This is a genomic window from Klebsiella sp. CN_Kp075 (assembly GCF_040065055.2).
Taxonomy (GTDB): Bacteria; Pseudomonadota; Gammaproteobacteria; order Enterobacterales; family Enterobacteriaceae; genus Klebsiella; species Klebsiella aerogenes.
The window spans coordinates 4,017,031-4,041,069 of the sequence record NZ_CM198050.1 but is presented as its reverse complement, the minus strand read 5'-3'; the positions used below and the strand labels follow the sequence as shown (position 1 = coordinate 4,041,069).

General features: G+C 54.8%; 25 protein-coding genes, 1 other RNA gene and 1 other annotated feature. Of the genes, 13 read left to right on the top strand and 13 right to left on the bottom strand.

The annotated features are described in order from the left end of the window. Positions 1 to 25: 25 nt before the first annotated feature. Positions 26 to 340, bottom strand: coding sequence for an MGMT family protein (locus tag ABLV78_RS19375; protein ID WP_015367931.1), 315 nt, complete (start codon positions 338 to 340; stop codon positions 26 to 28). Positions 341 to 400: 60 nt separating this feature from the next. Beyond that, positions 401 to 799, bottom strand: coding sequence for a hypothetical protein (locus ABLV78_RS19370; RefSeq protein WP_047047042.1), 399 nt, complete (start codon positions 797 to 799; stop codon positions 401 to 403). A 254-nt stretch (positions 800 to 1,053) separates the two neighbouring features. Between ABLV78_RS19370 and ffs the strand changes: the two genes are divergently transcribed. From ffs to ABLV78_RS19355, 3 genes are all read left to right on the top strand, one after another. Continuing rightward, positions 1,054 to 1,150: signal recognition particle sRNA small type (gene ffs, locus ABLV78_RS19365), an RNA gene on the top strand. Positions 1,151 to 1,463: 313 nt separating this feature from the next. Continuing rightward, complete coding sequence (locus tag ABLV78_RS19360) at positions 1,464 to 1,721, top strand: hypothetical protein (RefSeq protein ID WP_015367929.1); 258 nt, start codon at positions 1,464 to 1,466, stop codon at positions 1,719 to 1,721. After that, positions 1,718 to 1,933 (top strand): hypothetical protein, encoded by a 216-nt coding sequence (locus ABLV78_RS19355; protein WP_015367928.1) that lies wholly within the window; start codon positions 1,718 to 1,720, stop codon positions 1,931 to 1,933. The genes ABLV78_RS19360 and ABLV78_RS19355 overlap by 4 nt, the downstream gene beginning before the upstream one ends. Positions 1,934 to 2,065: 132 nt before the next feature. Here the strand turns inward: ABLV78_RS19355 and yczR are convergent, their stop codons facing one another. Then, positions 2,066 to 3,493 (bottom strand): MocR-like transcription factor YczR, encoded by a 1,428-nt coding sequence (gene yczR, locus ABLV78_RS19350; RefSeq protein WP_047047045.1) that lies wholly within the window; start codon positions 3,491 to 3,493, stop codon positions 2,066 to 2,068. An 87-nt stretch (positions 3,494 to 3,580) separates the two neighbouring features. Between yczR and yczE the strand changes: the two genes are divergently transcribed. After that, positions 3,581 to 4,195 (top strand): membrane protein YczE, encoded by a 615-nt coding sequence (gene yczE, locus ABLV78_RS19345; RefSeq protein ID WP_045393554.1) that lies wholly within the window; start codon positions 3,581 to 3,583, stop codon positions 4,193 to 4,195. 88 nt (positions 4,196 to 4,283) lie between these two features. Then, positions 4,284 to 4,637: a DUF1428 domain-containing protein gene (locus ABLV78_RS19340; protein WP_015367925.1), complete on the top strand. Its 354-nt coding sequence runs from the start codon at positions 4,284 to 4,286 to the stop codon at positions 4,635 to 4,637. A 41-nt stretch (positions 4,638 to 4,678) separates the two neighbouring features. Here the strand turns inward: ABLV78_RS19340 and pdeB are convergent, their stop codons facing one another. Next, positions 4,679 to 6,238 (bottom strand): cyclic di-3',5'-guanosine monophosphate phosphodiesterase PdeB, encoded by a 1,560-nt coding sequence (gene pdeB, locus ABLV78_RS19335; RefSeq protein WP_047047049.1) that lies wholly within the window; start codon positions 6,236 to 6,238, stop codon positions 4,679 to 4,681. A 220-nt stretch (positions 6,239 to 6,458) separates the two neighbouring features. Here pdeB and ABLV78_RS19330 point away from each other — a divergent pair, with 220 nt between their 5' ends. Together ABLV78_RS19330 and ykgO are read left to right on the top strand one after the other, a co-directional pair. Further along, on the top strand, positions 6,459 to 6,719 hold the full coding sequence (locus ABLV78_RS19330; RefSeq protein ID WP_015367923.1) for a type B 50S ribosomal protein L31: 261 nt from the start codon (positions 6,459 to 6,461) through the stop codon (positions 6,717 to 6,719). Between the two features lie 2 nt (positions 6,720 to 6,721). Beyond that, entirely contained in the window at positions 6,722 to 6,862 is a 141-nt protein-coding gene (ykgO, locus tag ABLV78_RS19325) for a type B 50S ribosomal protein L36 (protein WP_003859006.1), read from the top strand. On the opposite strand, the gene ABLV78_RS19320 is transcribed toward ykgO, so the two are convergent. Next, positions 6,859 to 7,569, bottom strand: coding sequence for a GNAT family N-acetyltransferase (locus tag ABLV78_RS19320; protein ID WP_045393548.1), 711 nt, complete (start codon positions 7,567 to 7,569; stop codon positions 6,859 to 6,861). The genes ykgO and ABLV78_RS19320 overlap by 4 nt on opposite strands. Positions 7,570 to 7,671: 102 nt before the next feature. Here ABLV78_RS19320 and pdxR point away from each other — a divergent pair, with 102 nt between their 5' ends. Beyond that, positions 7,672 to 9,126: a MocR-like pyridoxine biosynthesis transcription factor PdxR gene (pdxR, locus tag ABLV78_RS19315; protein WP_047047053.1), complete on the top strand. Its 1,455-nt coding sequence runs from the start codon at positions 7,672 to 7,674 to the stop codon at positions 9,124 to 9,126. Here pdxR and ABLV78_RS19310 read toward each other — a convergent pair. From ABLV78_RS19310 to acrA, 6 genes are all read right to left on the bottom strand, one after another. Beyond that, entirely contained in the window at positions 9,101 to 9,565 is a 465-nt protein-coding gene (locus ABLV78_RS19310; RefSeq protein ID WP_047047056.1) for a YlaC family protein, read from the bottom strand. The genes pdxR and ABLV78_RS19310 overlap by 26 nt on opposite strands. A 128-nt stretch (positions 9,566 to 9,693) precedes the next feature. Further along, complete coding sequence (maa, locus tag ABLV78_RS19305; protein WP_047047059.1) at positions 9,694 to 10,254, bottom strand: maltose O-acetyltransferase; 561 nt, start codon at positions 10,252 to 10,254, stop codon at positions 9,694 to 9,696. 131 nt (positions 10,255 to 10,385) lie between these two features. Beyond that, positions 10,386 to 10,604 carry a hemolysin expression-modulating protein Hha gene (gene hha / locus ABLV78_RS19300; RefSeq protein ID WP_015367918.1) on the bottom strand — a complete coding sequence of 73 codons (219 nt, stop codon included), beginning with the start codon at positions 10,602 to 10,604 and terminating at the stop codon, positions 10,386 to 10,388. Between the two features lie 26 nt (positions 10,605 to 10,630). After that, positions 10,631 to 11,005 (bottom strand): Hha toxicity modulator TomB, encoded by a 375-nt coding sequence (tomB, locus tag ABLV78_RS19295; protein WP_045393536.1) that lies wholly within the window; start codon positions 11,003 to 11,005, stop codon positions 10,631 to 10,633. A 472-nt stretch (positions 11,006 to 11,477) separates the two neighbouring features. Then, a complete protein-coding gene (acrB, locus tag ABLV78_RS19290) occupies positions 11,478 to 14,624 on the bottom strand; it encodes a multidrug efflux RND transporter permease subunit AcrB (protein ID WP_047047062.1) in 3,147 nt (1,048 codons plus the stop codon). Between the two features lie 22 nt (positions 14,625 to 14,646). After that, a complete protein-coding gene (gene acrA, locus ABLV78_RS19285; protein WP_045393531.1) occupies positions 14,647 to 15,846 on the bottom strand; it encodes a multidrug efflux RND transporter periplasmic adaptor subunit AcrA in 1,200 nt (399 codons plus the stop codon). Positions 15,847 to 15,987: 141 nt separating this feature from the next. On the opposite strand from acrA, the gene acrR reads away from it, so the two are divergent. Both acrR and mscK read left to right on the top strand, forming a co-directional pair. Next, entirely contained in the window at positions 15,988 to 16,638 is a 651-nt protein-coding gene (acrR, locus tag ABLV78_RS19280; protein WP_045393528.1) for a multidrug efflux transporter transcriptional repressor AcrR, read from the top strand. A gap of 129 nt (positions 16,639 to 16,767) precedes the next feature. After that, positions 16,768 to 20,112, top strand: a complete 3,345-nt coding sequence (gene mscK / locus ABLV78_RS19275) for a mechanosensitive channel MscK (RefSeq protein ID WP_045393525.1) — start codon at positions 16,768 to 16,770, stop codon at positions 20,110 to 20,112. A 37-nt stretch (positions 20,113 to 20,149) separates the two neighbouring features. Here mscK and rsmS read toward each other — a convergent pair whose 3' ends face one another. Together rsmS and priC are read right to left on the bottom strand one after the other, a co-directional pair. Continuing rightward, on the bottom strand, positions 20,150 to 20,323 hold the full coding sequence (gene rsmS / locus ABLV78_RS19270; protein WP_015704613.1) for a pleiotropic regulatory protein RsmS: 174 nt from the start codon (positions 20,321 to 20,323) through the stop codon (positions 20,150 to 20,152). A 12-nt stretch (positions 20,324 to 20,335) separates the two neighbouring features. Continuing rightward, positions 20,336 to 20,863: a primosomal replication protein N'' gene (gene priC / locus ABLV78_RS19265; RefSeq protein ID WP_045393522.1), complete on the bottom strand. Its 528-nt coding sequence runs from the start codon at positions 20,861 to 20,863 to the stop codon at positions 20,336 to 20,338. A gap of 69 nt (positions 20,864 to 20,932) precedes the next feature. Between priC and ABLV78_RS19260 the strand changes: the two genes are divergently transcribed. The 3 genes from ABLV78_RS19260 (at position 20,933) to dnaX (ending at position 24,015) form a co-directional block, all read left to right on the top strand. Then, positions 20,933 to 21,310, top strand: a complete 378-nt coding sequence (locus ABLV78_RS19260; RefSeq protein WP_015704615.1) for a DUF454 family protein — start codon at positions 20,933 to 20,935, stop codon at positions 21,308 to 21,310. A gap of 150 nt (positions 21,311 to 21,460) precedes the next feature. After that, positions 21,461 to 22,012 carry an adenine phosphoribosyltransferase gene (gene apt, locus ABLV78_RS19255; RefSeq protein WP_015367908.1) on the top strand — a complete coding sequence of 184 codons (552 nt, stop codon included), beginning with the start codon at positions 21,461 to 21,463 and terminating at the stop codon, positions 22,010 to 22,012. A 92-nt stretch (positions 22,013 to 22,104) separates the two neighbouring features. Beyond that, complete coding sequence (gene dnaX / locus ABLV78_RS19250) at positions 22,105 to 24,015, top strand: DNA polymerase III subunit gamma/tau (protein WP_045393520.1); 1,911 nt, start codon at positions 22,105 to 22,107, stop codon at positions 24,013 to 24,015. Continuing rightward, positions 23,348 to 23,412: a sequence feature (DnaX frameshifting element), on the top strand. It overlaps the preceding gene by 65 nt. Positions 24,016 to 24,039 lie beyond the last annotated feature (24 nt).

Sequence of the window (24,039 nt, the reverse complement as noted above, 5' to 3'; positions counted from 1 at the left end):
CCTGTTCAGGGGCATTTTTTTGCCCTTAATAAACCCAGCGATAGTGTTGCAGGTCGATATGCCCGCTGCCGGAGACCTGGACGCCTTCCGCCAGCAGCGCCTGACGTTGGCGCTGCAGGTCGGGGCCGGTCAGCGAAATATCGCCGTGGCGATTCACCACCCGGTGCCATGGCAGGGTTGAGCCTTCCGGTAGGCGCTTTAACACGCCGCCCACCTGTCGCGCCGCGCGCGGCGAACCCGCCAGCAGAGCGACATCGCCGTAGGTGGTGACATACCCTTCCGGAATTGAGGCGACTATCTGCCAGACCCGCTGGGGAAAGCTGTCGTGGGCGTCCTCCATCATCACTCCTTCACGCGAGAAAAGCTCAGAATAAGCGCTTGATCGCGTGCTGTACAGCCGTCACAGGACGGTGAATTCCAGCGCCAGCCCGAGGATCTGCATACCGTGAATATTGTCATGCGGGCTGGTGGCGATCAGGCTTTCGAGGAATTTTAGCCGCTGCGATTGCGCATTGATAATGAGCTTGCCGCGCAGCGTCGGGTATTTGAGCGATGAGATGGGATAAACCACCCGGCCTTTGACCTCAACGGGCAGCTTACGCAACTCGACGTGTTGCAACACGCCCACCGTGGAAAAGAGCAGGGCAACGGGGGTCACCGACAACAGCGGCGCGCTACTGATGCTGACGAAATCCAACAGCAGCTCGGGGCGTAGAAAATTCATGCCGTGAAAGGGGACGGTTACGCCATCAATGGCGGGCATGGGCAAGGTGTTGGTGGGGCGTGGCGATTGAGTCATGCGATTACCGTAGCGACAACACGTTGAAAAGACACAGGACGAACAAGTATGGCGGGTTGCGGTAAACTGTGCCGCGATGGGGCTCGCAATCTCTCTCATTGCTGGGGCGTTAGGCCGGGTAAAGGCACTATTTGCCGGGAAATCCGACGTTTTGCATAATAAACCAGCAGCTGGACGCGAGTGGCTTGCAATTCAGGAGTGCTATAGGGATAATGCGCCAGCGCGTTGGTTATCAACGCTCTCAATGGGGGCTCTGTTGGTTCTCCCGCAACGCTACTCTGTTTACCAGGTCAGGTCCGGAAGGAAGCAGCCAGAGCAGACGACGTGTGTGCCGGGATGTAGCTGGCAGGGCCCCCACCCAATTCCGGGTACCCTGATTTAATCTCCCTTCATTTGCTGTGCTTTTATTCTCTGCTACTATTATAAGCAATCTCACTTCATTTATTGTTTTACGTTACTAAAACGACGCTTTTTCATTCCTTAATTTTGCATTGTCATAAATGTGAAATAATAATGACATACTAATGTCATCTTCATGTCATATATAATGGGCAAATTATTTCCTGGAATTACCAGATATTATTAAGGATAAATAATATCTCTGGATCAAGATGTTAACTTCGTGTATTAATTATGATGATTTTATTGCACGGGAAGCGTGATCATGACCACAGTAGTTCTGAATGTGAAAATTGACGCAGAGTTAAAAGATAAACTGCGTCATTATGCGGAAGTCAATAACGAGAATTTAGGCACGGCAACGGAGAAGCTGCTGCAATTGGCGCTGGCGGCCATTGATTCAGCAGACGAGGCGGGGGTTTCGCATGAGGATATTGATAACCAGCATACCGAAGAGGAAGCGTCGCCGTTAACCCCTAAAGAAATCAAAGCATTACGCAAACTTCTGAAGAAGAAAAGATGAAACAACAATTCTCTACAGCCAGCAGTTACAGTGAAGCCTGTGACCTGCTGCGTTCCGGGTACGTTAAGCACGTGCGCCTGAACTGGAATATCGGTAGTGATGAGTTTTTTCGCATTGCTTCCGACTGGTGTGAAACCGGCGCAAAAATAAAAAAAGATGACGATGGCTTTATTATTTCGCTAAAAGGTTTTCCAATTCCGCGCCAGCATTAATGAAATGATTACGCGGTTGTCATTTTAATGACATGCGGCGTAGGCAAGATGGCACTGCAATTTTATAAAACATCTCATATTCATCATGGATGGTGGTTTTTGACGGGCTGATTCCAGCCCGTCGATATTTTATTATATTATTTTACGCATTCGCGTCATTTCTTTCTGTTGCGTAAGGGACTGCCACAGCGGTTGTAAAATGCTGAAGGCATTGCGCAATTCCGTATCCGGCAGGGTGAAAGGCAAACGTAAATAACGATCGAAGGCCCCCTCCAGGCCGAAACGCGTACCGGTACCGATATGAATGCCGGCATTCTCCGCACGCACTGAGAACTGTGTCGCTAACATTTCCGGCAGCTCGACCCAAAATGACAGCCCGCCCTCGGGGACGCAAAAGCGCCAGTGGGGAAAATATTCCGCCATTAATGCGGCGCACATATCGCGACGCGCGGCCAGCATCGTACGCCGTTGCGGCAATAACGCCTTTTCGTTCTCCAGTAGCCAACGGCAAGCCAGCTGCTCCAGCAGCGGCGAGCCGAGATCGAGCGTATCCCGCGCCTGGATGAGCGAGGCGATAGTCGACGCGGGCGCGCGGATCCAGCCAACTCGCAGTCCACCCCAGAACGTTTTCCCCGCGGAACCAATAGTGATGATCGGCGCTTCAGGATTGAAAGCCGCCAGCGGCGGCGGCGGCGGGGCGTTGTACCATAAATCCACCATTGTCTCGTCGGCAACCAGCGTCGTTCGCGTGCTGGCGGCCAGATCGGCGACGCGCTGCCGGGTCTCGCTATCCATGCAGCGGCCGGTGGGATTATGAAAATCCGGCATCATAAAGGCCAGCCGCGGCGAGGTTTGCGCAATGGTTGCCGCCAGTCCGTCGCAGTCCCAGCCCTTTTCCGGTAACGCCACGCCTACTGGCCGGCAGGAGGCGCCGCGAATGGCGTTAATTGCCATCGGATAGGAGGGAGCATCAACCACCACCCGGTCGCCTGGCCCGGTTAACAAACGCAGTACCAGGGCAAATCCGCTCAGCGCGCCATTTACGATCATGATTTCATCTGCCTGCGTCGGCAGTGCGCGTTCGCTATAGCGGCGGGCAATCACCGTGCGTAAATCGACTAACCCCTGCTGATCGTACCCGGTATAGGACAAATACTGCGGCATCAGCGTCAGCGCGTGGCTGTAGGCTTGATGAATTTCCGGTCCGGCGCTGAGGGCGGCGGTGGCGAGATTGACCGAAGGCGCCGAAAGCGTCTGTTCACCGGGCAGCAGAGGGCCTGCAGGTAGCGCAATGCGTGAACCACTCCCCTGGCGACTTTGCAGATAGCCTTCTTCTCGCAATAACCCCAGCGCGCTGGCGATAGTGGTGCGGCTAACATTTAGCGCCGTCGCCAGTTCTCGTTCGCCGGGCAAACGGGTCTCCAGCGCCAGCCTTCCATCAAGGATCAACAGACGCAGCGCTTCCGCCAGCTGCCGCCACAGCGGCGCGCGCGAGGAAGGGGCCTGCCAGTTGCCGAGCAGGCGTACCAGCGATTGTGTTCCAAAACGACGTACTGACATAGCGATCCACTTTTCAAAAACTGGCCATTAATTACCAATCCATTTTTGATGATGATGGGGGAGTTCGCAATACATACTGAGGTGTTTATGGTCCGTCGTTTGCTACAACTTTATATCGGTCTGGTTCTCTATGGCGTGTCGACGGCGTTATTCGTCCATGCCAACCTCGGGGCCGATCCGTGGGATGTGTTTCATCTGGGGGTGGCGAAACAGCTTAATATCAGTTTCGGCACGGTGATTATTGTGACCGGCGCCGCGGTGCTGCTGCTGTGGATCCCGCTGCGCCAGATGCCGGGTCTCGGCACCATTAGCAATGTCATCGTGCTGGGCCTTGCGGCCGATGCCACTCTCGCGGTACTTCCGCCGCTGGAATCGCTGCCCGCGCGTAGCCTGCTGCTAGCCGGCGCGGTGGTGATGAATGCGATAGCGACCGGGATGTATATCGGCGCCGGTTTTGGCCCCGGACCGCGCGATGGCCTGATGACCGGATTGCACGCGCGGACCGGCTGGTCGCTGCGTGGTATCCGTACCGCCATCGAAGTCTCGGTGCTGCTAATTGGCTGGCTGCTGGGCGGTAAAGTCGGGGTTGGCACCGTGGTTTACGCCTTTGCTATCGGCCCGCTGATCCAGCTATTTTTGCCCTGGTTCCGTCAACCGCGGCCAGTCAGTGCGGCGGCTAAAAGCCGTGAACTGGCGTCCTGAAATCGCCGTTCGCAATAGCAGCGACTAAACTTATCACTCAGACGCCGACGGATATGCCGCCGGCGCTGTTCACTTCGGAGACTCACTCATGAAGTATGTTGATGGTTTTGTCGTTGCCGTCCCTGCGGAAAATAAGGAGGCATACCGCGAACTGGCAGCAAAATCGGCGCCGTTGTTTAAAGAGTTTGGCGCCACGCGCGTGGTGGAGTGTTGGTCGGATGATGTCCCGGAAGGGAAGCTGACGGATTTCCGCATGTCGGTTAAAGCGCAGGCGGATGAGGAAGTGGTATTCAGTTGGATCGAGTACCCGTCTAAAGAGATCAGGGACGCGGCCAATGCGAAAATGATGAGCGACCCGCGGATCAAAGCGCTTAGCGATAGCTTGCCCTTTGACGGCAAGCGCATGATCTTCGGCGGTTTTGCGCCGATTCTTGACGAGTAAATCCGGCGGCGCGACTGGTTGCCAGCGCGCCGCACATGATATTAATGCGCTTTAATATTATTTTCCGCCCACTGAATAAATTCCTCTTTCGGCAGCGCCTTACAGTACAGCCAGCCTTGTGCGTAATTGACGCCATGCGCGCGCAGCCAGTCGCGCTGAGCGGGGGTTTCCACCCCTTCGGCGACGATCGCCAGATTCAGCGCCTTCGCCATGTCAATGATATGTGGCGTGAGAGGTTTATATTCCAGCGTATCGACAAATGACTTATCGATCTTCAGCGTATCCACATCCAGCGTCTGCAGGTAGCTGAGGCTGGAATAACCGGTGCCGAAATCATCAATCGAGATCCGGTGTCCCGCCTGGCGATAGCCAATAATCACCGGCAGGGTGGTTTGCGGATCGACAAAGCCGCGTTCGGTAAGCTCAAGGGGGATCTGTTCCGCGTTGATTCCCCAGCGCGCCAGCTGCTCCTTGAGTAGTTTGGGTAGCGTGGGTGAGCGCAGGTCATCTACCGACAGATTAATAGAAATGTGCATCTGCGGATGATGGCGCAGCCAGGGACCGAGATCGGAAAAGATTTTACGCACGATATCCTCGGTCAACCGGGTGATAAGCCCGGTTTGCTCGGCTAGCGGGATGAAAATATCCGGTGATAAAAAGGTCCCATCCGGCTGCTGCCAGCGGGCCAGCGCTTCGGCGCCGGCGATTTTACCATCCTCCAGCGAGACGATCGGCTGATAGTAAACCTGGATGGCATCGGATTGCAGCGCATCCAGCATGCCATAACGCGGCGAGCGTAATCTGCGCAGCAGGCGCAGAAGTAAAAAAGAGGTCAACAGGCTGGTAAAGAGCCCAATCGGCAGCCATAGCAGCAGCTGCTGGCGAAGGCGCGCATCCAGTGGCTGCGTGGACGACCAACTGGCGACGCCAAGACCCAGTTCAGGGATGATATGCACGCGATAGACGGTGTCATTCAGCGTCAGCGTCTCGCTATGGAGGTTTTTAATTCGCGTCCAAACCGCGGGATCGATCGGTTGGCTACTGATCACCACCTGATCGTGCTCGGTGCCGAATAATATCGTGTGGATCTTTTCCTGACCGGTGGCGATAACATCAATAAACGACACCGGGTCGATCATCACAATATGATTTTTATTGCCGAAAGCGGTCATGCGATGCTGCAGGCCGAGGTCATTGATCGAGGTAAGCCAGGTGCTGTAACCGTCGGCAGTCACGTGGTCGGGGGGCGGAAACGTGACTGAGACCTGGTGATCCTCAAGCGATGAGCACATCGGCACCGAATTACGCAGCCAGAGTACTTCCTGCACATAGCGATGGGTGTAGGCAATGCGGCGCATATTCAACAGATGTTCTGGCGAACAGGCGGTGGCGGTGTGCGCATCGGCTTCTTGTAATGCTTCTTTGGCCTGAGCAGCGACCTGTTCCACGCGCATCACAATGCGTTTTGAGTAGTGGTCGAGCTCGCTATAAAACTGCGCCTGCGCCTGACGCATTGCCAGCCAGATACTTAAGGCGATGGGCAGCACGATCGCGAGAATAAGTACCCCTGTAACCAGACTCATTAAATGGCGAGTCGTCATGGGTATGTCCTTATTTTAACGGGGAATTGCTCTGAGTATACGCGAAAGCGAAAAAAAGACCCGGATCGCGAATGCCGCGATTTGGGAGAAGGGGGGCAAATCATCGCCTCCTGAGACATCGCGTGGTTCTTGCTGAAACCGTTAATTTCCTGTGGTTGATCTTTGGCGTTCAACGGTGTACCTTAATTGTTATGTTATAACATATTAATTGAGGTTCGCTATGAAAGCTAATATTCATCCGCACTACCGTACCGTCGTTTTCCACGATACGAGCGTGAACGAGTACTTCAAAGTGGGATCCACTATTAAAACCGAGCGTGAGATTGAACTGGATGGCGTGACCTATCCGTATGTCACCTTAGATGTTTCGTCTAAATCCCATCCGTATTACACCGGTAAGCAGAAAACGCATGCCACCGAAGGTAGCGCCGCTCGTTTCCGTCAGCGCTTCGGTGGTTTTATTGATGCCAAAAGGAGCTAAATATGCAGGTACTGAACTCATTGCGTAGCGCTAAACAGCGCCACCCGGATTGCCAGATAGTGAAACGCAAAGGGCGGCTGTACGTTATCTGCAAAAGCAATCCGCGTTTTAAAGCGGTGCAGGGACGTAAAAAACGGCGTTAATTCGTAGGCTTGCGGAAGCTCTCCAGCGTGCGATATTGCTGGCCGTTGGCATCAAAATTACCAGCGGCCAGCCACTGGCGCATCGCGCTATCCACCTGCGGCCACTCGCTATCGATAATGGAAAACCAGTCGGTATCGCGATTGTGGCCTTTTATCACCAGCGCTTGTCGAAAGCGCCCCTCGAACTGAAAGCCTAAGCGCAGCGCCGCGCGCCGCGATGGTTCATTCAGGCTATTGCATTTCCACTCATAGCGACGGTAGCCGAGCGACTCAAAGACATAACGCATCAGCAACCACTGTGCCTCGGTGGCCATCGCTTTGCGGCTCAGCAGCGGCGAAAAGTGAACATGGCCGACTTCAACGACGCCGTTTTTGGCGTCAATACGCATTAGCGCTAACGATCCGACCGGCTGCCCACTCTGTTCATCAATTACCGCGAAGTGAAGCGGGTCGTTAAGCTCGCTGATGCTGGCAATCCAGGCGCTGAACTCGGCAACGCTGTTTTCCGGTTCACGCAAAAGCCAGGTCCAGGCGCGGGTATCAGGCGCCTGTCTATAGGCGTTGAACAGCGCTTGCGCGTGTTTAACGGCAAGCGGTTCCAGGCGGCATGACTGTCCTTGTAAGGTCTGGCGCTGCGGCCATGGGCGTGGCTGCCAGTCAGGTAAAGCGTCGCCAACGAGTTGGTTAAATTGGTTGTATTGCGTCATCAGTCAAGTCCTGTTTGCGGGAAGAGTCCTGAGATTAAACGTCTGCTGGTTCCATAAAAAGTGCCATCCGGGTATCTTTTCATGGTGCCACGAGGAGCAATGATGAATATACCGGACGATGCTTTTTTTGCCTTGCTGACGCGCGGGATACAGCTGCGGGGAGACGCGACGCTACAGCGCGCGCTGTATCAGACGCTGCGCGAGGCCATTTTACAGGGCGAATTACTTAGCCATAGCCGGTTGCCGGGCGCCCGCGTTATTGCTCAACGTGCTGGCGTATCGCGCAATACCGTAAACAGCGCCCTGGAGCAGCTGGCGATAGAGGGATATCTGAACCGCAGTCGTCAGGGGACGTATGTCGCGGCGCTCAATATGCTGGCTGAAAGCGAGCCGACGCCGCCAACGTTTGTTTTACCTGAGCGCTTGCGCACGCTACCGCAGCCGGGTCGACGGGATTCTCCGGCACTGTTGTTGACTACCGGAATGCCCGCGGTGAACTACTTCCCGCTGGCTATCTGGCGTCGTTTGCTCGATCGGGTACTGCGCGAGAACGGCAGTACGATTCTTGGGTATGGGGAGGCGGCCGGTGAACCAGCGCTGCGCGAGGCGATTGCCCGTCATCTGACCTTATCCCGGGGCATACGCTGCACAGCGCGGCAAATTGTGATTACTGAAGGCGCGCTGGAGGGGGTTAATCTTTGCACGCATCTGCTGAGCGAGGCGGGGGATACCGCCTGGGTCGAAGAACCCGGTTATTTCGGCGCCAAAAGCGTGTTTATTAAAGCCGGATTGCAAATAAAAGGGATTGCGGTTGATAGCGATGGCATGCGGCCAGATATCGCGGACGAGCCGCCGCCACGGCTTATTTTTACCTCACCTTCGCACCAGTACCCGAGCGGGGCGGTGATGAGCGCCGGCCGCCGTCTGGCGTTGCTGGAGTATGCCCGCCAGCATAACGTATGGATTATTGAAGACGACTATGACAGCGAGTTTCGCTACAGCGGCGAACCCATTCAGGCGATGCTCGGCATGGTGACGCAGGCGCCGGTGGTTTATCTTGGCACCTTCAGTAAAACGCTTTTCCCGTCACTGAGAATAGGATTTGCGGTAATGCCTCCTGCGCTGGCCGAGGCGGCGCAGGAGGCGATCGGCGCGCTGTTGCGCGGCGGCCATCGACTGGAACAGCGCGCGCTGGCGCTGTTCATCGAAGAGGGGCATTATGCGCGCCATCTGGCTTCAATGCGCCGATTGTATCGTCGGCGTCAGCAGCTGTTACGCGAGGCGGTCGCAAGCGAATTCGAGCTGGCGAATGAGATTTGGGGCGGAGAGGGCGGGCTGCATTTAACCGTCGCCATTGATGGCATCGACGATGTGCAAATTGTCGAGCAGGCGCGACGGTATCAAATGGCGCCAGCGGCGCTAAGCCGCTTTTATCTTAACCCACAGACCGCGCGTAGCGGCCTGGTATTGGGTTACGGTAATACGTCCGCGGCGCATTTCGTCGCGTCGCTGCGGACGTTGAACCGGCTAATCAGGCAGCAACGCGGGTCAGGGTGAAGACATCGTAGAACGAGAGTTCCCCTTTGGTGGCGATCATTTTCTGCAACTGGGCTTTCTGTTCATGGCCGACCTGCGGCGATTGCAGAATGCCGTCAATTAGCTGCTCAGGCACGAAGCGGGTGTTATACCATTCACCGTTATAACAGACGCGAAAATCGAGCACGTCGATATCTTCATAACGGTAGCGCGGGTAGACATCGAAGAAGAAGAAGCCATTCAACAGGACAAACAGGACGACCAGTAGCCATACGGAATCAACCAGCGTCTCAGAGCGCAGCATGACGACGAGCGTGGCCAAAAAGGCGGCGTACATGGCGACAAATAGCCACGGGTGATTACGAATAAAACTGATACTAAAACGCGGGCGATTATCGCGTTTTTCTTTTTCGTTCAGTTCCTCAATGGTGTTGGTTAGCAGGCGCTGTATTTCTGTCATTTTAGTCCCCGAATTCTTCGTAGAGCCCGGCATTTCAGGCTCTACGGCTCAGTTTGGCGGTTATTTTATGTTGCCGGAGACTGGGGTTAAAGTAACAGATCAGTTACAGAAAAGCATAACAGTTACTATTATTCGGTTAATAGCAGCTTGATGATTTGTGCTGGATTACCGCCGACTACCGCATTGGCCGGCACATCTTTTACCACCACGGCACCGGATGCGATGACCGCGTTGTCACCGATGGTGACGCCGGGGTTGATGACCGCCCGGCCGCCAATCCATACGTTATTGCCGATAACCACCGGTTTTCCATACTCGATACCGCTATTACGTTCCGTCGGATCGAGCGGATGGGTCGCAGTATAGATGTTAACGCCCGGCGCCAGCATACAGTTATCACCAATCCGAATCGGGCAAACATCAAGCATTACGCAGTCAAAGTTAGCGTAAAAATTGGCGCCGAGGCTGATGTTATAGCCATAATCGCAGCGGAAAGTGGGCTCGATATACGCGTCGGTGGGCTTGCCAAATAGTTCGCTCAGCAGTGCCGCACGCGATTCGCGTTCATCCGGAGCAGAGTGGTTATAGCGGTGCAGTACCTGCCTTGCATACAGGCGGTCTGCTTTTAGCGTTGCGTCTCCAGCAAGGTAAGGTTCGCCGGCGATCATTTTCCTTTTTTCTTCGCTCATGGTCTTCTCCTGGTTAAAGAAGAAACAGTATAAAGCGAAACCGGTTTCATATGCAGCAATATGGGACTCAGGCGTTTAATATCCCGAGTGATCCCTGTTGACGCGCCGTGGTATTAATGACAGAAAATGAACTAGCGGATAAATTTCCATACTGAAGTTGGGATTTTGTCGTATAGCTTATTCATGGTCAATTCAGCAAGACGATGATCGGCTGCTGAGTAAAATACAGCCAATTCATTGTCGGAAAGTTCATATTTATTCTTTTCAATTACGCGCTCCAGCGTATCAATTGTCTGACAGCGGCGTAAACGCATCAAATAGTCTGTTTTAGTTAATGGTTTACCAGACATCATTTCACCTTTTGAATGTAATAATTCTAACAAGAAAGACTTACCGGGTTCTCCCGGCTGGCGTTCACAAAGCACCGGAATAAGCGATTGCCGGATTTACGCCATTTTTGGAGATCGCTTGTGTTTATGCCATAGCTACTGAACAGCATAAAAGTGTCATCCAGGTATTCGTCAAGCTGAGAAATCAGCTTATTATCCTCAGCATACTTAATTTTATAATTAAGCGCGTAAGTTGCTATGTGCTCGATCAATTCATTTAATTGAAGATTCACCGCCGAAGTGGGATCGTTAACCCAGCCGCGGTTGCTCTCTTCCAGGTTTGCAAGGCAGTCATGATACAGGGTTTCGCAGAGAAATCTAAGCTGCGCGATATCATGTCTTTTTGGCGAGTACTCGTCCATAACACATCCCCTTGTAAGTGGTTTAAACGACGACTAACAAACACCGTTGTGGGATGAAGACCAGGCTCAAACATTGTAATCCTGTGATTTAACTATAATCCAGTCTCAAAAACATTTCACCGTGCTATTACGAAAAATTACAATAAATACGGTTAATTTATCTTAAAAAAACAGATCCTATTATACGAATTCCTTTTATGTTTGGCGAAACTGGAACGTCAGCCTTATATATCATCAGGTTATCTGATTGACGCCTGCCTGCAGCGAAAAGGTTGTTGGGAGGTTGTTGGTAATTAAGAATATTCTGAATGAAGCCTGATGGTGAAGCCAATAACGGAAATCTTAATAAAGATAGAACAACGTTCATCAATGTATATTATATGTCAGAACGTAAAATAAACAATAACAATGTGTGCGTTTAAAAACCCCTAAAGAAAAAGGGCCGCAAATGCGGCCCTTAGCTTAAGCAAGATTAATGATGCTCAACCGGATGGTTATGCTCAATATCTTCAGTTTTCTTACTGAAGCGGCGACGAACCACCACGAAGAATACCGGCACGAAGAAGATGGCCAGAACCGTCGCGGTCACCATCCCGCCCATTACGCCAGTACCGACGGCGTTCTGCGCGCCGGAACCTGCGCCGGAGCTGATAACCAGCGGCATTACCCCAAGGATAAACGCCAGAGAGGTCATCAGGATTGGACGCAGACGCATACGTACTGCTTCCAGCGTCGCTTCAATCAGGCCTTTGCCTTCTTTTTCCATCAGGTCTTTGGCGAATTCAACGATAAGTATCGCGTTCTTCGCCGACAGACCGATGGTCGTCAGCAGGCCGACCTGGAAGTAAACGTCGTTAGTCAGCCCGCGGAAGGTTGCCGCTAACAGCGCGCCGACAACACCCAACGGTACCACCAGCATGACGGAGAACGGAATCGACCAGCTTTCGTACAACGCCGCCAGACACAGGAAGACGACGATAAGCGAAATGGCGTACAGCGCTGGGGCCTGGTTGCCGGACAGGCGTTCCTGATAGGACATACCGGTCCAGTCGTAGCCGACGCCAGAAGGCAGTTTGCTTGCCAACTGTTCCATCATCGCCATCGCTTCACCCGTACTGCGTCCCGGAGCGGCCTGACCGAGGATTTCCATCGATGGCAGACCGTTGTAACGCTCCAGACGCGGTGAACCATATTCCCAATGGGAAGTGGAGAAGGCGGAGAACGGCACCATCTGACCATCGCTGCCGCGTACATACCAGTTGCCGATGTCTTCTGGCAGCATACGGTATTTCGCTTCAGACATGACGTACACTTTCTTCACGCGACCGCGGTCGATGAAGTCGTTGACGTAGCTGCCGCCCCAGGCCGCGCCAAGGGTAGTGTTGATGTCGCTAATTGAAACGCCAAGCGCCTGCGCTTTTTCCTGATCGATATCGATCTTGAACTGCGGCGTATCTTCCAGGCCGTTAGGACGCACGCCAACCAGCAGGTCAGGATGCTGAGCGACCATACCAAACAGCTGGTTACGCGCCTGAGTTAATTTCTCATGCCCTAAACCACCCTGATCGATGAGCTGGAAGTCAAAGCCGGTAGCGGTACCCAGTTCGACGATCGCCGGCAGGTTAAAGGCGAAGACCATCGCATCTTTAATCTGCGAGAAACGGGCCATCGCGCGACCGGTAATCGCTTCAACTTTGTTTTCTGAACCCGGGCGTTGGCTCCAGTCTTTTAACGACACGAAGGCGATACCGGTGTTCTGACCGCGACCCGCAAAACCAAAGCCGTTAACCGCGAACACCGATTCAACGTTGTTCTTCTCTTTGGTCAGGTAGTAGTCAGTCATCTCATCAAGGACTTTCTGCGTACGTTCCTGACTCGCGCCCGCCGGAAGCTGCGCCATACTCAGGAATACGCCCTGGTCTTCATCCGGCAAGAAGGAGCTTGGCAGACGAACGAACAGGTAAGCCATACCGATGACGATAATCAGATACAGCACCAGGTAACGACCGGTACTACGCAGAATGTTGCCTACGCTGTCGGTGTAGTGGTGCGTGCTCTTATCGAACATGCGGTTAAACCAGCCAAAGAAGCCTTTGTGCTCGCCATGGCCGCCTTTCTGAATCGGTTTCAGCATGGTGGCGCACAGCGCTGGCGTCAGAATCAGGGCCACCAGTACCGACAGCGCCATCGCGGACACGATAGTAATCGAGAACTGGCGATAAATCGCGCCGGTTGAACCGCCGAAGAAGGCCATCGGGATAAATACCGCAGACAGCACCATCGCAATACCGACCAACGCGCCCTGAATCTGACCCATTGACTTACGGGTCGCTTCTTTCGGCGGCAATCCTTCCTCCGCCATCACGCGCTCGACGTTTTCTACCACCACGATGGCGTCATCCACCAGCAAGCCGATGGCGAGCACCATCCCGAACATCGTTAGGGTGTTTATCGAGAAGCCAAATACCGCCAGGATGGCGAATGTCCCGAGCAATACCACCGGTACCGCGATGGTCGGGATCAACGTGGCGCGGAAGTTCTGCAGGAACAGATACATGACCAGGAACACCAGGATGATCGCTTCCACCAGCGTTTTTACCACTTCATGAATAGAGATCTTCACGAACGGGGTAGTATCGTACGGGTAGACGATTTTCAGGCCTGACGGGAAGTACGGTTCCATCTTCGCCAGCTCGGCGCGGATGGCGTTGGCGGTATCCAGGGCGTTAGCGCCGGTCGCCAGTTTAATCCCCAGACCGGAAGCCGGTTGGCCGTTGAACTTCGCGATGATGTCGTAGTTTTCGCCGCCGAGCTCAACTTTCGCCACATCGCGCAGACGAACCTGTGAACCATCCTGATTGACTTTCAGCAGGATTTTGCTGAATTCATCTGCGGAGGTTAAACGAGTCTGGGCGATGATCGAGGCGTTCAACTGCTGGCCTTTCACCGGCGGCGTACCGCCTAACTGGCCCGCCGCGACCTGGGCGTTCTGCGCTTTAATGGCGTTGATGACATCTACCGGAGTCAACTGGAAGTTGTTCAGCTTCGTGGGGTCCATCCAGATACGCATCGCGTACTGGGAACCGAACAGCTGAACGTCGCCGACGCCGGAGGTACGGCTGATGGCATCCTTCATATTGGCGCCCACGTAGTCGGAAATATCCTCCTGCGTCATGGTGCCGTTAGTGTTGATAACCCCGACAACCATCAGGAAGCTACTGGAGGATTTCTCCACGCTCACGCCCTGTTGTTGTACTTCCTGCGGCAGCAGCGGCATCGCCAGTTGCAGCTTGTTCTGCACCTGTACCTGGGCGATGTCTGCGTCAGTACCGGACTGGAAGGTCAGGGTGATCTGCACCGTACCGGTGGAGTCACTGTTTGAGGACATGTACATCAGGTTATCGATACCGTTCATGTTCTGTTCGATAACCTGTGTCACGGTATCCTGCACCGTTTTCGCATCAGCCCCCGGGTAGGTGGCCGAGATCGTCACTGCTGGCGGCGCAATCGTTGGATATTGCGCCACGGGGAGTTTCATAATCGAAAGCCCCCCGGCCAACATGATGATTATGGCGATCACCCATGCAAATATGGGGCGATCGATAAAGAAATTAGGCATGTCTTAACGGCTCCTGTTTAAGTTAAGACTTGGTTTGTTCAGACTGAGCGTTCGCGTTGCCGGCGGTTTGCTGTTGGTTGTCTGAAGCTACTTCCTGCGCTTTTACCTGTACGCCTGGTTTGACTTTTTGCAGGCCAGCGACGATCACGCGATCGCCGGATTTCAGACCTTCGGTCACTAACCACTTGTCGCCGATAGCTTGAGTCGCGGTGACCTGGCGAACTTCAACTTTGTCGCCTTCGCCAACCACCATCACGCTGGCATCGCCGCGCGGGGTACGGGTAACGCCCTGTTGCGGAACCAGCAGCGCATCCGGGTTAATACCTTCTTCCAGGCGTGCGCGGACGAACATCCCTGGCAGCAGGGTGTGGTCCGGGTTCGGGAAGATCGCGCGCAGCGTGATAGAACCGGTGGTCTGGTCAACGGTGACATCAGAGAATTCCAGCGTGCCGTCTTGCGGGTATTTCAGACCGTCGTTGGTCACCAGTTCGACTTTCGCTTTACCGTTTTCTTGCTTCAGTTTACCGTTCGCCAGTTCCTGTTTCAGACGCAGGAAATCGTTGCTCGATTGGGTAACGTCAACATAAATAGGATCTAACTGTTGAACGGTCGCCAGCGCGGTAGCTTGCCCGTTTTGCACCAGCGCGCCCTCGGTGACCGCGGATTTACCAATGCGGCCGCTGATTGGCGAAGTCACTTTGGTATAAGCCAGGTTGATGCGCGCGGTTTCAACCGCGGCTTTTGCCGCGACGACGGCGGCGTTGCTTTGCTGAGCGTCGGCAACGGCGGTGTCGTAGTCTTGTTGACTGATGTATTTCGTGCCAAGCAGTTTCTGATAACGTTTGACCGTCAACTGAGCGATGTTTGCGGCGGCCTGGGCTTTCGCTAAGTCGCCTTTGGCGCTTTCATAGCTGGCCTGATAGGTTGCCGGATCGATCTGATAAAGAGACACCCCCGCCTGAATATCGCTGCCTTCAACGAAGTTACGTTTCAGAATAATGCCACTTACCTGAGGACGGACTTCTGCGACACGATAAGCATTGGTACGGCCAGGAAGTTCAGTGGTGATTTGTAGAGGTGCGGATTTGAGCGTGACAATGCCAACTTCCGGCATTTGCTGGGCTCCTTGTTGAGCCGGTTTATCGTCACATCCTGTTAGCGCTAAGCTGCCTGAGAGCATCAGAACGACCGCCAGAGGCGTTAACCCTCTGTTTTTGTTCATATGTAAACCTCGAGTGTCCAATTTCAAATTTTCAGTGGCTCAAACGTCCACAAACCCACTTCAGTCTTTCTATTATGGTCATGCTATGGTACATACATTCATAAATGTATGTAAACGCAACCTCTGTAAAGTCATCAACCTATGGCACGAAAAACCAAACAACAGGCACTTGAAACCCGGCAACTGATTCTTGACGTTGCCCTGCGTTTGTTTTCGCAGCAAGGCGTATCATCTACCTCGTTGGCCGCGATTGCAAAAGCTGCCGGAGTGACCAGGGGCGCGATTTACTGGCATTTCAAAAACAAATCCGATCTGTTTAATGAAATATGGAGTCTTTCGGACGCCAGCATTAGCGATCTCGAAGTTGAGTATCGGGCAAAATTCCCTAACGATCCACTGTCAGTTGTTCGCGAAATACTGGTCTATATCCTCGAAGCGACGGTAGTAGAGGAGCGTAGACGCCTGATGATGGAAATCATCTTCCATAAATGCGAATTTGTCGGAGAAATGGCCGTTGTCCAACAAGCACAGCGCAGTTTATGGCTTGAAAGCTACGATCGTATTGAGCAAACATTAAAAGAGTGTATCACTGCTCAACAATTACCTGCGAATTTACTCACTCGCCGTGCGGCAATTCTGATGCGTAGTTATCTTTCCGGATTAATGGAGAATTGGCTTTTCGCGCCTGAGACCTTTAATCTTCATGCGGAAGCTCGCGCTTATGTAGACACGCTCATTGAGATGTATCAAACCTGTCCATCGTTGCGTAGCCCGTCTGCAATTGTGGCCTGACGACCAGGAGTAAATAAAGGTAAATTTTACTTATCTCTGCCGCTATTCGCGCGCGGGGAGAAGTGCTATTCTGCGCGCTGCGACGACCCCCGGTATTCTCCGGCATTTGCAACCATTCATGTTAATACTATGCAGCATACAAATCGTTGGCCTCATGCTATTTCCACCATTGTCTTTGCACTGGTCCTTATAGTTGGCACTCTGAGCTTCAGCCAGGTTCAGGCTGCAGATTTACCTGACCGTTCTGACATTCAAAGCCAGCTCACTACGTTAAATAAGCAAAAAGAACTCACGCCGCAGGAAAAATTAGTTCAGCAGGACCTGACCCAGACTTTAGAAACGCTCGATAAGATTGAACGTATAAAGTCTGAAACTGTGCAACTGCGTCAGCAGGTTGAACAGGCGCCGGCGAAAATGCGTCAGGCGGTAGACAGCCTGAATGCGCTGAGCGACGTTCCTGATGATGAAGTCACCCGTAAAACCCTGAGCACATTGTCGCTGCGACAGCTAGAGTCGCGCGTGTCGCAGGCGCTCGACGACCTGCAAAGCGCGCAGAACGATCTGGCGACCTACAACAGCCAGTTGGTCTCGCTGCAGACGCAGCCGGAACGCGTGCAGAACGCGATGTATTCCGCCTCTCAGCAATTACAGCAAATTCGTAACCGTCTCAACGGCACCGCGCCGGGCGAAGAGACGCTGCGCCCGACGCAGCAGGGGCTGTTGCTGGCGCAGCAGGCGTTGCTGAACGCGGAAATCGAACAGCAGCGTAAGAGCCTGGAGGGCAATACCGTCCTGCAGGATACGCTGCAGAAACAGCGCGACTACGTCACCGCCCATAGCAACCGGCTGGAACATCAGCTGCAACTGTTGCAGGAAGCGGTGAACAGCAAGCGACTGACGCTCACCGAGAAAACCGCTCAGGAAGCGGTCTCGCCGGAGGAAACCTCGCGGATCCAAAATAACCCGCTGGTCAAGCAGGAGCTTGAAGTTAACCACCAGCTCAGCGAAAAGCTGATTCAGGCGACGGAAAACGGCAACCAGCTGGTGCAGCGTAATATCAGAGTGAAAAACTGGCTCGACCGCGCGCTGCAGTCCGAACGCGATATCAAAGAGCAGATTTCCGTATTGAAAGGCAGCCTGCTGCTGTCGCGTATCCTCTATCAGCAGCAGCAAACGTTGCCATCAGCAGACGAGCTGCAGGATATGACCAACCGCATTGCCGATCTGCGCCTGGAGCAGTTTGAGGTTAACCAGCAGCGCGATGCGTTATTCCAGAGCGATGCCTTTGTGGCAAAGCTGGAAGAAGGCCATAGCAGCGAAGTCACGCCGGAAGTTCACGACGCCCTGTTGGAAGTGGTGGACATGCGCCGTGAATTGCTCGACCAGTTTAACAAACAGCTGGGGAACCAGTTGATGATGGCCATCAACCTGCAGATTAACCAGCAGCAGTTGATGAGCGTCTCCAGCAATCTGAAATCGATCCTGACCCAGCAGATTTTCTGGGTGAACAGCAATAAGCCGATGGATTGGGAGTGGATTAAATCCTTCCCGGAAGCGCTGAAAGGCCAGTTCAAATCGATGAAAATCACCGTCAACTGGGAAAAAGCCTGGCCGGCGGTGTTTATCGCATTCCTTGCCGGGCTGCCGCTGCTACTGATTGCCGGTCTGATCCGCTGGCGCCTGCAGTGGCTGCGCGATTACCAGGCGAAGCTGGCCTCTCAGGTAGGTCAGTTACGCAACGATACCCAGCTCAACACGCCAAAAGCGATCCTGATTGATTTGATCAGAGCGCTGCCGGTGGTGCTGCTCATCCTCGCCGTCGGGCTTATCCTGCTGACCATGCAGCTGAATGTCAGCAACCTGCTGTGGGCTTACAGTAAGAAACTGGCAATGTTCTGGCTGGTGTTCGGCCTGTGCTGGAAGGTACTGGAAAAAGATGGCGTGGCGGTGAAGCATTTCAATATGCCCGCGCAGCTGACCAGCCACTGGCGGCGGCAGATCGTCCGCGTCAGCCTGGCGCTGCTGCCGCTGAATTTCTGGTCGGTCGTCTCTGAGCTCTCTCCGCTTAATTTGATGGACGACGTACTGGGGCAGTTCGTTATTTTCGTCAACCTGCTGCTGATTGCGGTGCTGGTGTGGCCGATGTGCCGCGAAAGCTGGCGTGACAAAGAGTCGCATAGCCTGCGCCTGCTAACGGTGACCGTGCTGTCGATTGTGCCCGTCGCGCTGATGGTCCTCACGGCGACCGGTTACTTCTATACCACGCTGCGTCTGGCTGGCCGCTGGATTGAGACCGTCTATCTGGTGATGATGTGGAACCTGCTGTACCAGACCGTGTTGCGCGGCCTGAGCGTGGCGGCGCGGCGTATTGCCTGGCGTCGGGCGCTGGCGCGTCGCCAGCATCTGGTGAAAGAAGGGGCGGAGGGCGCCGAACCGCAGGAAGAGCCGACGATCGCGCTCGAACAGGTTAACCAGCAAACGCTACGTATCACCATGCTGGTGATGGTGGCGCTGTTCGCGGTGATGTTCTGGGCGATTTGGTCCGATCTGATTACCGTGTTCGCCTATCTCGACAGCATTACGCTCTGGCACTACAACGGCACCGAGGCCGGGGCCAGCGTGGTGAAAAGCGTGACCATGGGCAGCCTGCTGTTTGCGATTGTCGCCTCGATGGTCGCCTGGGCACTGATTCGCAACTTGCCGGGCCTGCTGGAAGTGCTGGTGCTGTCGCGTCTTAATATGCGCCAGGGCGCCTCCTATGCCATAACGACGATCCTTAACTACGCGATTATCGCCATCGGCGCGATGACGGTATTCGGCTCGTTAGGCGTATCGTGGGATAAACTGCAGTGGCTGGCCGCAGCGCTGTCGGTTGGTTTAGGTTTCGGCTTACAGGAGATCTTCGGTAACTTCGTTTCCGGTCTGATCATTCTCTTCGAACGCCCGGTGCGTATCGGCGATACGGTGACTATCGGCACCTTCTCCGGCACCGTCAGTAAGATCCGCATTCGCGCGACGACCATCACCGACTTCGATCGCAAAGAGGTGATCATTCCGAACAAGGCCTTCGTGACCGAACGGCTGATCAACTGGTCGCTCTCCGATACCATCACCCGCGTGGTGATCCGCCTGGGTGTGGCCTACGGATCCGATCTCGATAAAGTGAAAGAGGTGCTGCTGCAGGCGGCGCATGAACATCCGAAAGTGATGCAGGAACCGGCGCCGTCGGTCTTCTTTACCACCTTCGGCGCCAGCACGCTGGATCATGAACTGCGCCTCTACGTGCGCGAACTGCGCGATCGCAGCTACGCGGTGGACGAACTGAACCGTTCGATCGATCGCCTGTGCCGTGAAAACAATATCGATATTGCCTTCAACCAGCTGGAAGTTCATCTGCGTAACGAGAAGGGAGATGAAGTGACGGAAGTGAAGCGCGATAATAAAGGGGATGATACGGCGCCAGACGTCGCATAATCGCTAATCGGGGCGGCATATGCCGCCCCGAATCGTTTTATTCTTCTGACAAAGGCGCGTCAGGTTGGGCGTTTTTCAGTTTGTTTTCATAGTCGCGCTTAATAATATCCAACGCTCCCAGCACCGTTTTTGCGCTGACCCGGTTTTCCTCCAGCAACATGATTAAATCGACGGCCAGTTTGACTTCGTCTGGTGCATTTTCCAGCGACATAATCCTCTCCTGTTAGCGCGTTAAACGCGCCAGTACGTTTTCAATATTTTCCAGCGCATCGCGACAGCGGGCCAGGCGCCCGGCATAGGCCTCGACCTCTTTGGTCAGCCGCTGCTGTTCGGCAAGGGTTGTTGCCGACGCCAGCTGACGTTGACGATCGTTGCGCATCGCCAGCAGGCGGCGCTCATACTCCTGGTGCTGCAGGCGGCGGCGTTGCCAGCGGTTTAGCGTCGGCGAGGCGCTATCCCAGTGGCGTAACGACCAGGTCGCCGTCTCGCGGCTAATGGCGGCAATCTGCGCTACCAGCCGTTCGGCAAGCCAGGCGACCTGGGGCAGATGTTGATGCTCGACGGCATGCTGGAGCTCGGTAAAATTATGCCGCGCTTCGTCAAGGTAAGCCTGCATCTGCGTGTCGCGGGTACGGAACAGCTGGCGGTCGAAACGCGGGCTCAGCGTGGCGTGATTGGCGAACGGCGCCACCTGAAGCGCCAGCTCGGCCAGCTGACTTTCCAGCGTTTGTAAAAGCCGGGTTGTTTTCAAATAACTCCTCCATTCCCTACTCAGCAACTGTGCTACAGTAGCGACATCTGCTTGATAACGATTCGCATTATGCCACGTATTATTTTAATCATCATTGGCTGGCTGGCGGTAGTGCTGGGGACGCTGGGCGTCTTCTTACCGCTGTTACCAACAACGCCATTTATTCTACTTGCAGCGTGGTGTTTTGCCCGCTCGTCGCCGCGCTTTCACCACTGGCTACTTTATCGCTCGTGGTTTGGCGGCTATCTTCGCCACTGGCAGCAGTACCGGGCGATGCCGCCGGGGGCCAAGCCGCGAGCCATTATCATGATTTTACTGACCTTTGCCATTTCTCTGTGGCTGGTTAAGCTTATGTGGGTGCGCATCCTGCTACTGGCGATCCTCGCCTGCCTGCTGATATTTATGTGGCGCATTCCGGTGGTTGACGCAAAGCAACAAAAGCACTGATGCGCAATAATGCCTGTTGCAATTGTTGGCGACAGCCAGTAAATTCTGGCGTTTTCGAGCGCGGGTAAGCCTGGTCAAAGGTTAAACAAATGTTTCTTTGGCCCATTTTGCACGCCCGTGGGTAACACCGTTTCAATCAGGCATAAACTTATGACCGCAACTGCACAGCAGCTTGAATATCTGAAGAACAGCATCCAAAGCGTCCAGGATTATCCGAAACCGGGCATCCTTTTCCGCGATGTCACCAGCTTGCTGGAAGACCCTAAAGCCTACGCGCTTAGCATTGAACTGCTAACCGAGCGTTATAAAGACGCCGGCATCACCAAAGTGGTGGGGACCGAAGCGCGTGGTTTTCTGTTCGGCGCCCCGGTTGCGTTGGCGCTGGGCGTTGGTTTTGTTCCGGTTCGTAAGCCGCGCAAGTTGCCGCGCGAAACCATCGCCGAAAGCTATGAGCTTGAATATGGCACCGATCAGCTGGAAATTCACGTTGATGCCATTAAAGAAGGCGATAAAGTGCTGGTCGTTGACGACCTGCTGGCGACCGGCGGCACCATTGACGCCACCGTGAAGCTGATTCGTCGCCTGGGCGGCGAAGTTCACGATGCCGCTTTTATTATCAATCTTTTCGATCTGGGCGGCGAACAGCGCCTGGAAAAACTGGGCATCAATTGCTTTAGCCTGGTGCCTTTCCCGGGCCACTAAGCAAATCCCGACACATAGCCTCGCCGATCCGGCGGGGCTGTGATAGCATTACCCCCTCGTGAATTCACCTTCCAGCGTTTCAGAGCCAGCCCATGAGTTATCAGGTCTTAGCCCGTAAATGGCGCCCACAAACCTTTGCTGACGTCGTCGGCCAGGAACATGTGCTGACCGCACTGGCGAACGGCTTATCGTTAGGGCGCATCCATCACGCATATCTCTTTTCCGGCACCCGCGGAGTAGGGAAAACCTCCATCGCCCGGCTGTTGGCGAAGGGGTTAAACTGCGAAAGCGGTATTACCGCGACGCCGTGCGGCGTCTGCGACAACTGTCGCGAAATAGAACAAGGCCGCTTTGTCGATCTGATCGAGATCGATGCCGCCTCGCGCACCAAAGTGGAAGACACCCGCGATCTGCTGGATAACGTTCAGTATGCGCCGGCCCGCGGCCGCTTCAAGGTCTACCTGATCGATGAAGTGCACATGCTGTCGCGCCACAGCTTCAACGCGTTATTAAAAACGCTGGAGGAGCCGCCCGCGCACGTCAAATTCCTGCTGGCGACTACCGATCCGCAAAAGCTGCCGGTGACGATTTTATCCCGCTGCCTGCAGTTCCACCTCAAGGCGCTGGATGTCGAACAGATCCGCCATCAGCTTGAACACATTCTTGGCGAAGAGCAGATCGCGTTTGAGCCGCGCGCGCTGCAGCTGCTGTCGCGCGCCGCGGATGGCAGCTTGCGCGATGCGTTAAGCCTGACCGATCAGGCGATCGCCAGCGGCGATGGCCGCTTAAGCGCACAGTCCGTCAGCGAAATGCTCGGCACCCTCGACGACGATCAGGCGCTATCCTTGATAGAAGCGCTGGTAGCCGCCGACGGCGAGCGCGTGATGGCAGGCGTCAGCGACGCCGCTGCGCGCGGCGTTGAGTGGGAAGCGCTGCTGGTGGAAATGCAAAGTCTGCTGCACCGTATCGCGATGGTCCAGCTCTCGCCATCGGCGCTGGGGGCGGATATGGCCGCCGTCGAGCTACGAATGCGCGAACTGGCGCGTACCGTGCCGCCGGCCGACGTTCAGCTTTACTATCAGACGCTGCTGATTGGCCGTAAAGAGCTGCCTTATGCGCCGGACCGGCGTATGGGCGTTGAGATGACGCTGCTGCGCGCGCTGGCGTTTCATCCTCGCCAGCCGCTGCCAGAGCCGGAAGTGAAGCCCGTTCAGGTTCCAACCTCTGCGCCGGTACAACAAGCGGCACCGCCCGTATCGTCGCCATCAGCGCCGCCGCAGAATCTGCCGCAAAGCACCAGCCAGGTGCTGGCGGCGCGCAGTCGGCTGCAGCGAACCCCGGGAGCGACCACCCCAAAAAAGAGTGAACCGGCAGCCGCATCCCGCGCGCGGCCGGTGAATAACGCTGCGCTGGAACGACTGAGTTCGATTACCGAGCGCGTACAGGCTCGTCCGGCGGCGGCCGCGCTTGAGCAGGCCCCGGCGAAGAAAGAAGCCTACCGCTGGAAATCGACGGCGCCGGTTGAAGAAACCTTAGTCGAGGTCGCCACGCCGAAAGCGCTGAAAAAGGCGCTGGAGCATGAAAAAACGCCAGAACTGGCGGCGAAACTGGCGGTTGAAGCGGTCGAGCGCGATAGCTGGGCGGCGGAAGTGAGCCAACTGGCGGTACCGAAATTGGTTGAGCAGGTCGCGCTGAACGCGTGGAAAGAGCAGGACGGCAATCGCATTTGCCTGCATCTGCGCCCCAGTCAGCGGCATCTTAATTCCGCCGGCGCACAGCAGAAACTGGCTGAAGCGCTGGGCGTGTTGTACGGCGCGCCGGTTGAATTGACCATCGTTGAAGACGATAATTTGGCGATGCGCACGCCGCTGGAGTGGCGGCAGGCAATTTATGAAGAGAAGCTCGCGCAGGCGCGCGAGGCGATTATTGCGGATAACAACATCCAGACCCTGCGGAGATTCTTCGATGCCGATCTGGATGAAGAGAGTATCCGACCCATTTGATCGCCAGTCGGACTGGCGATCGGT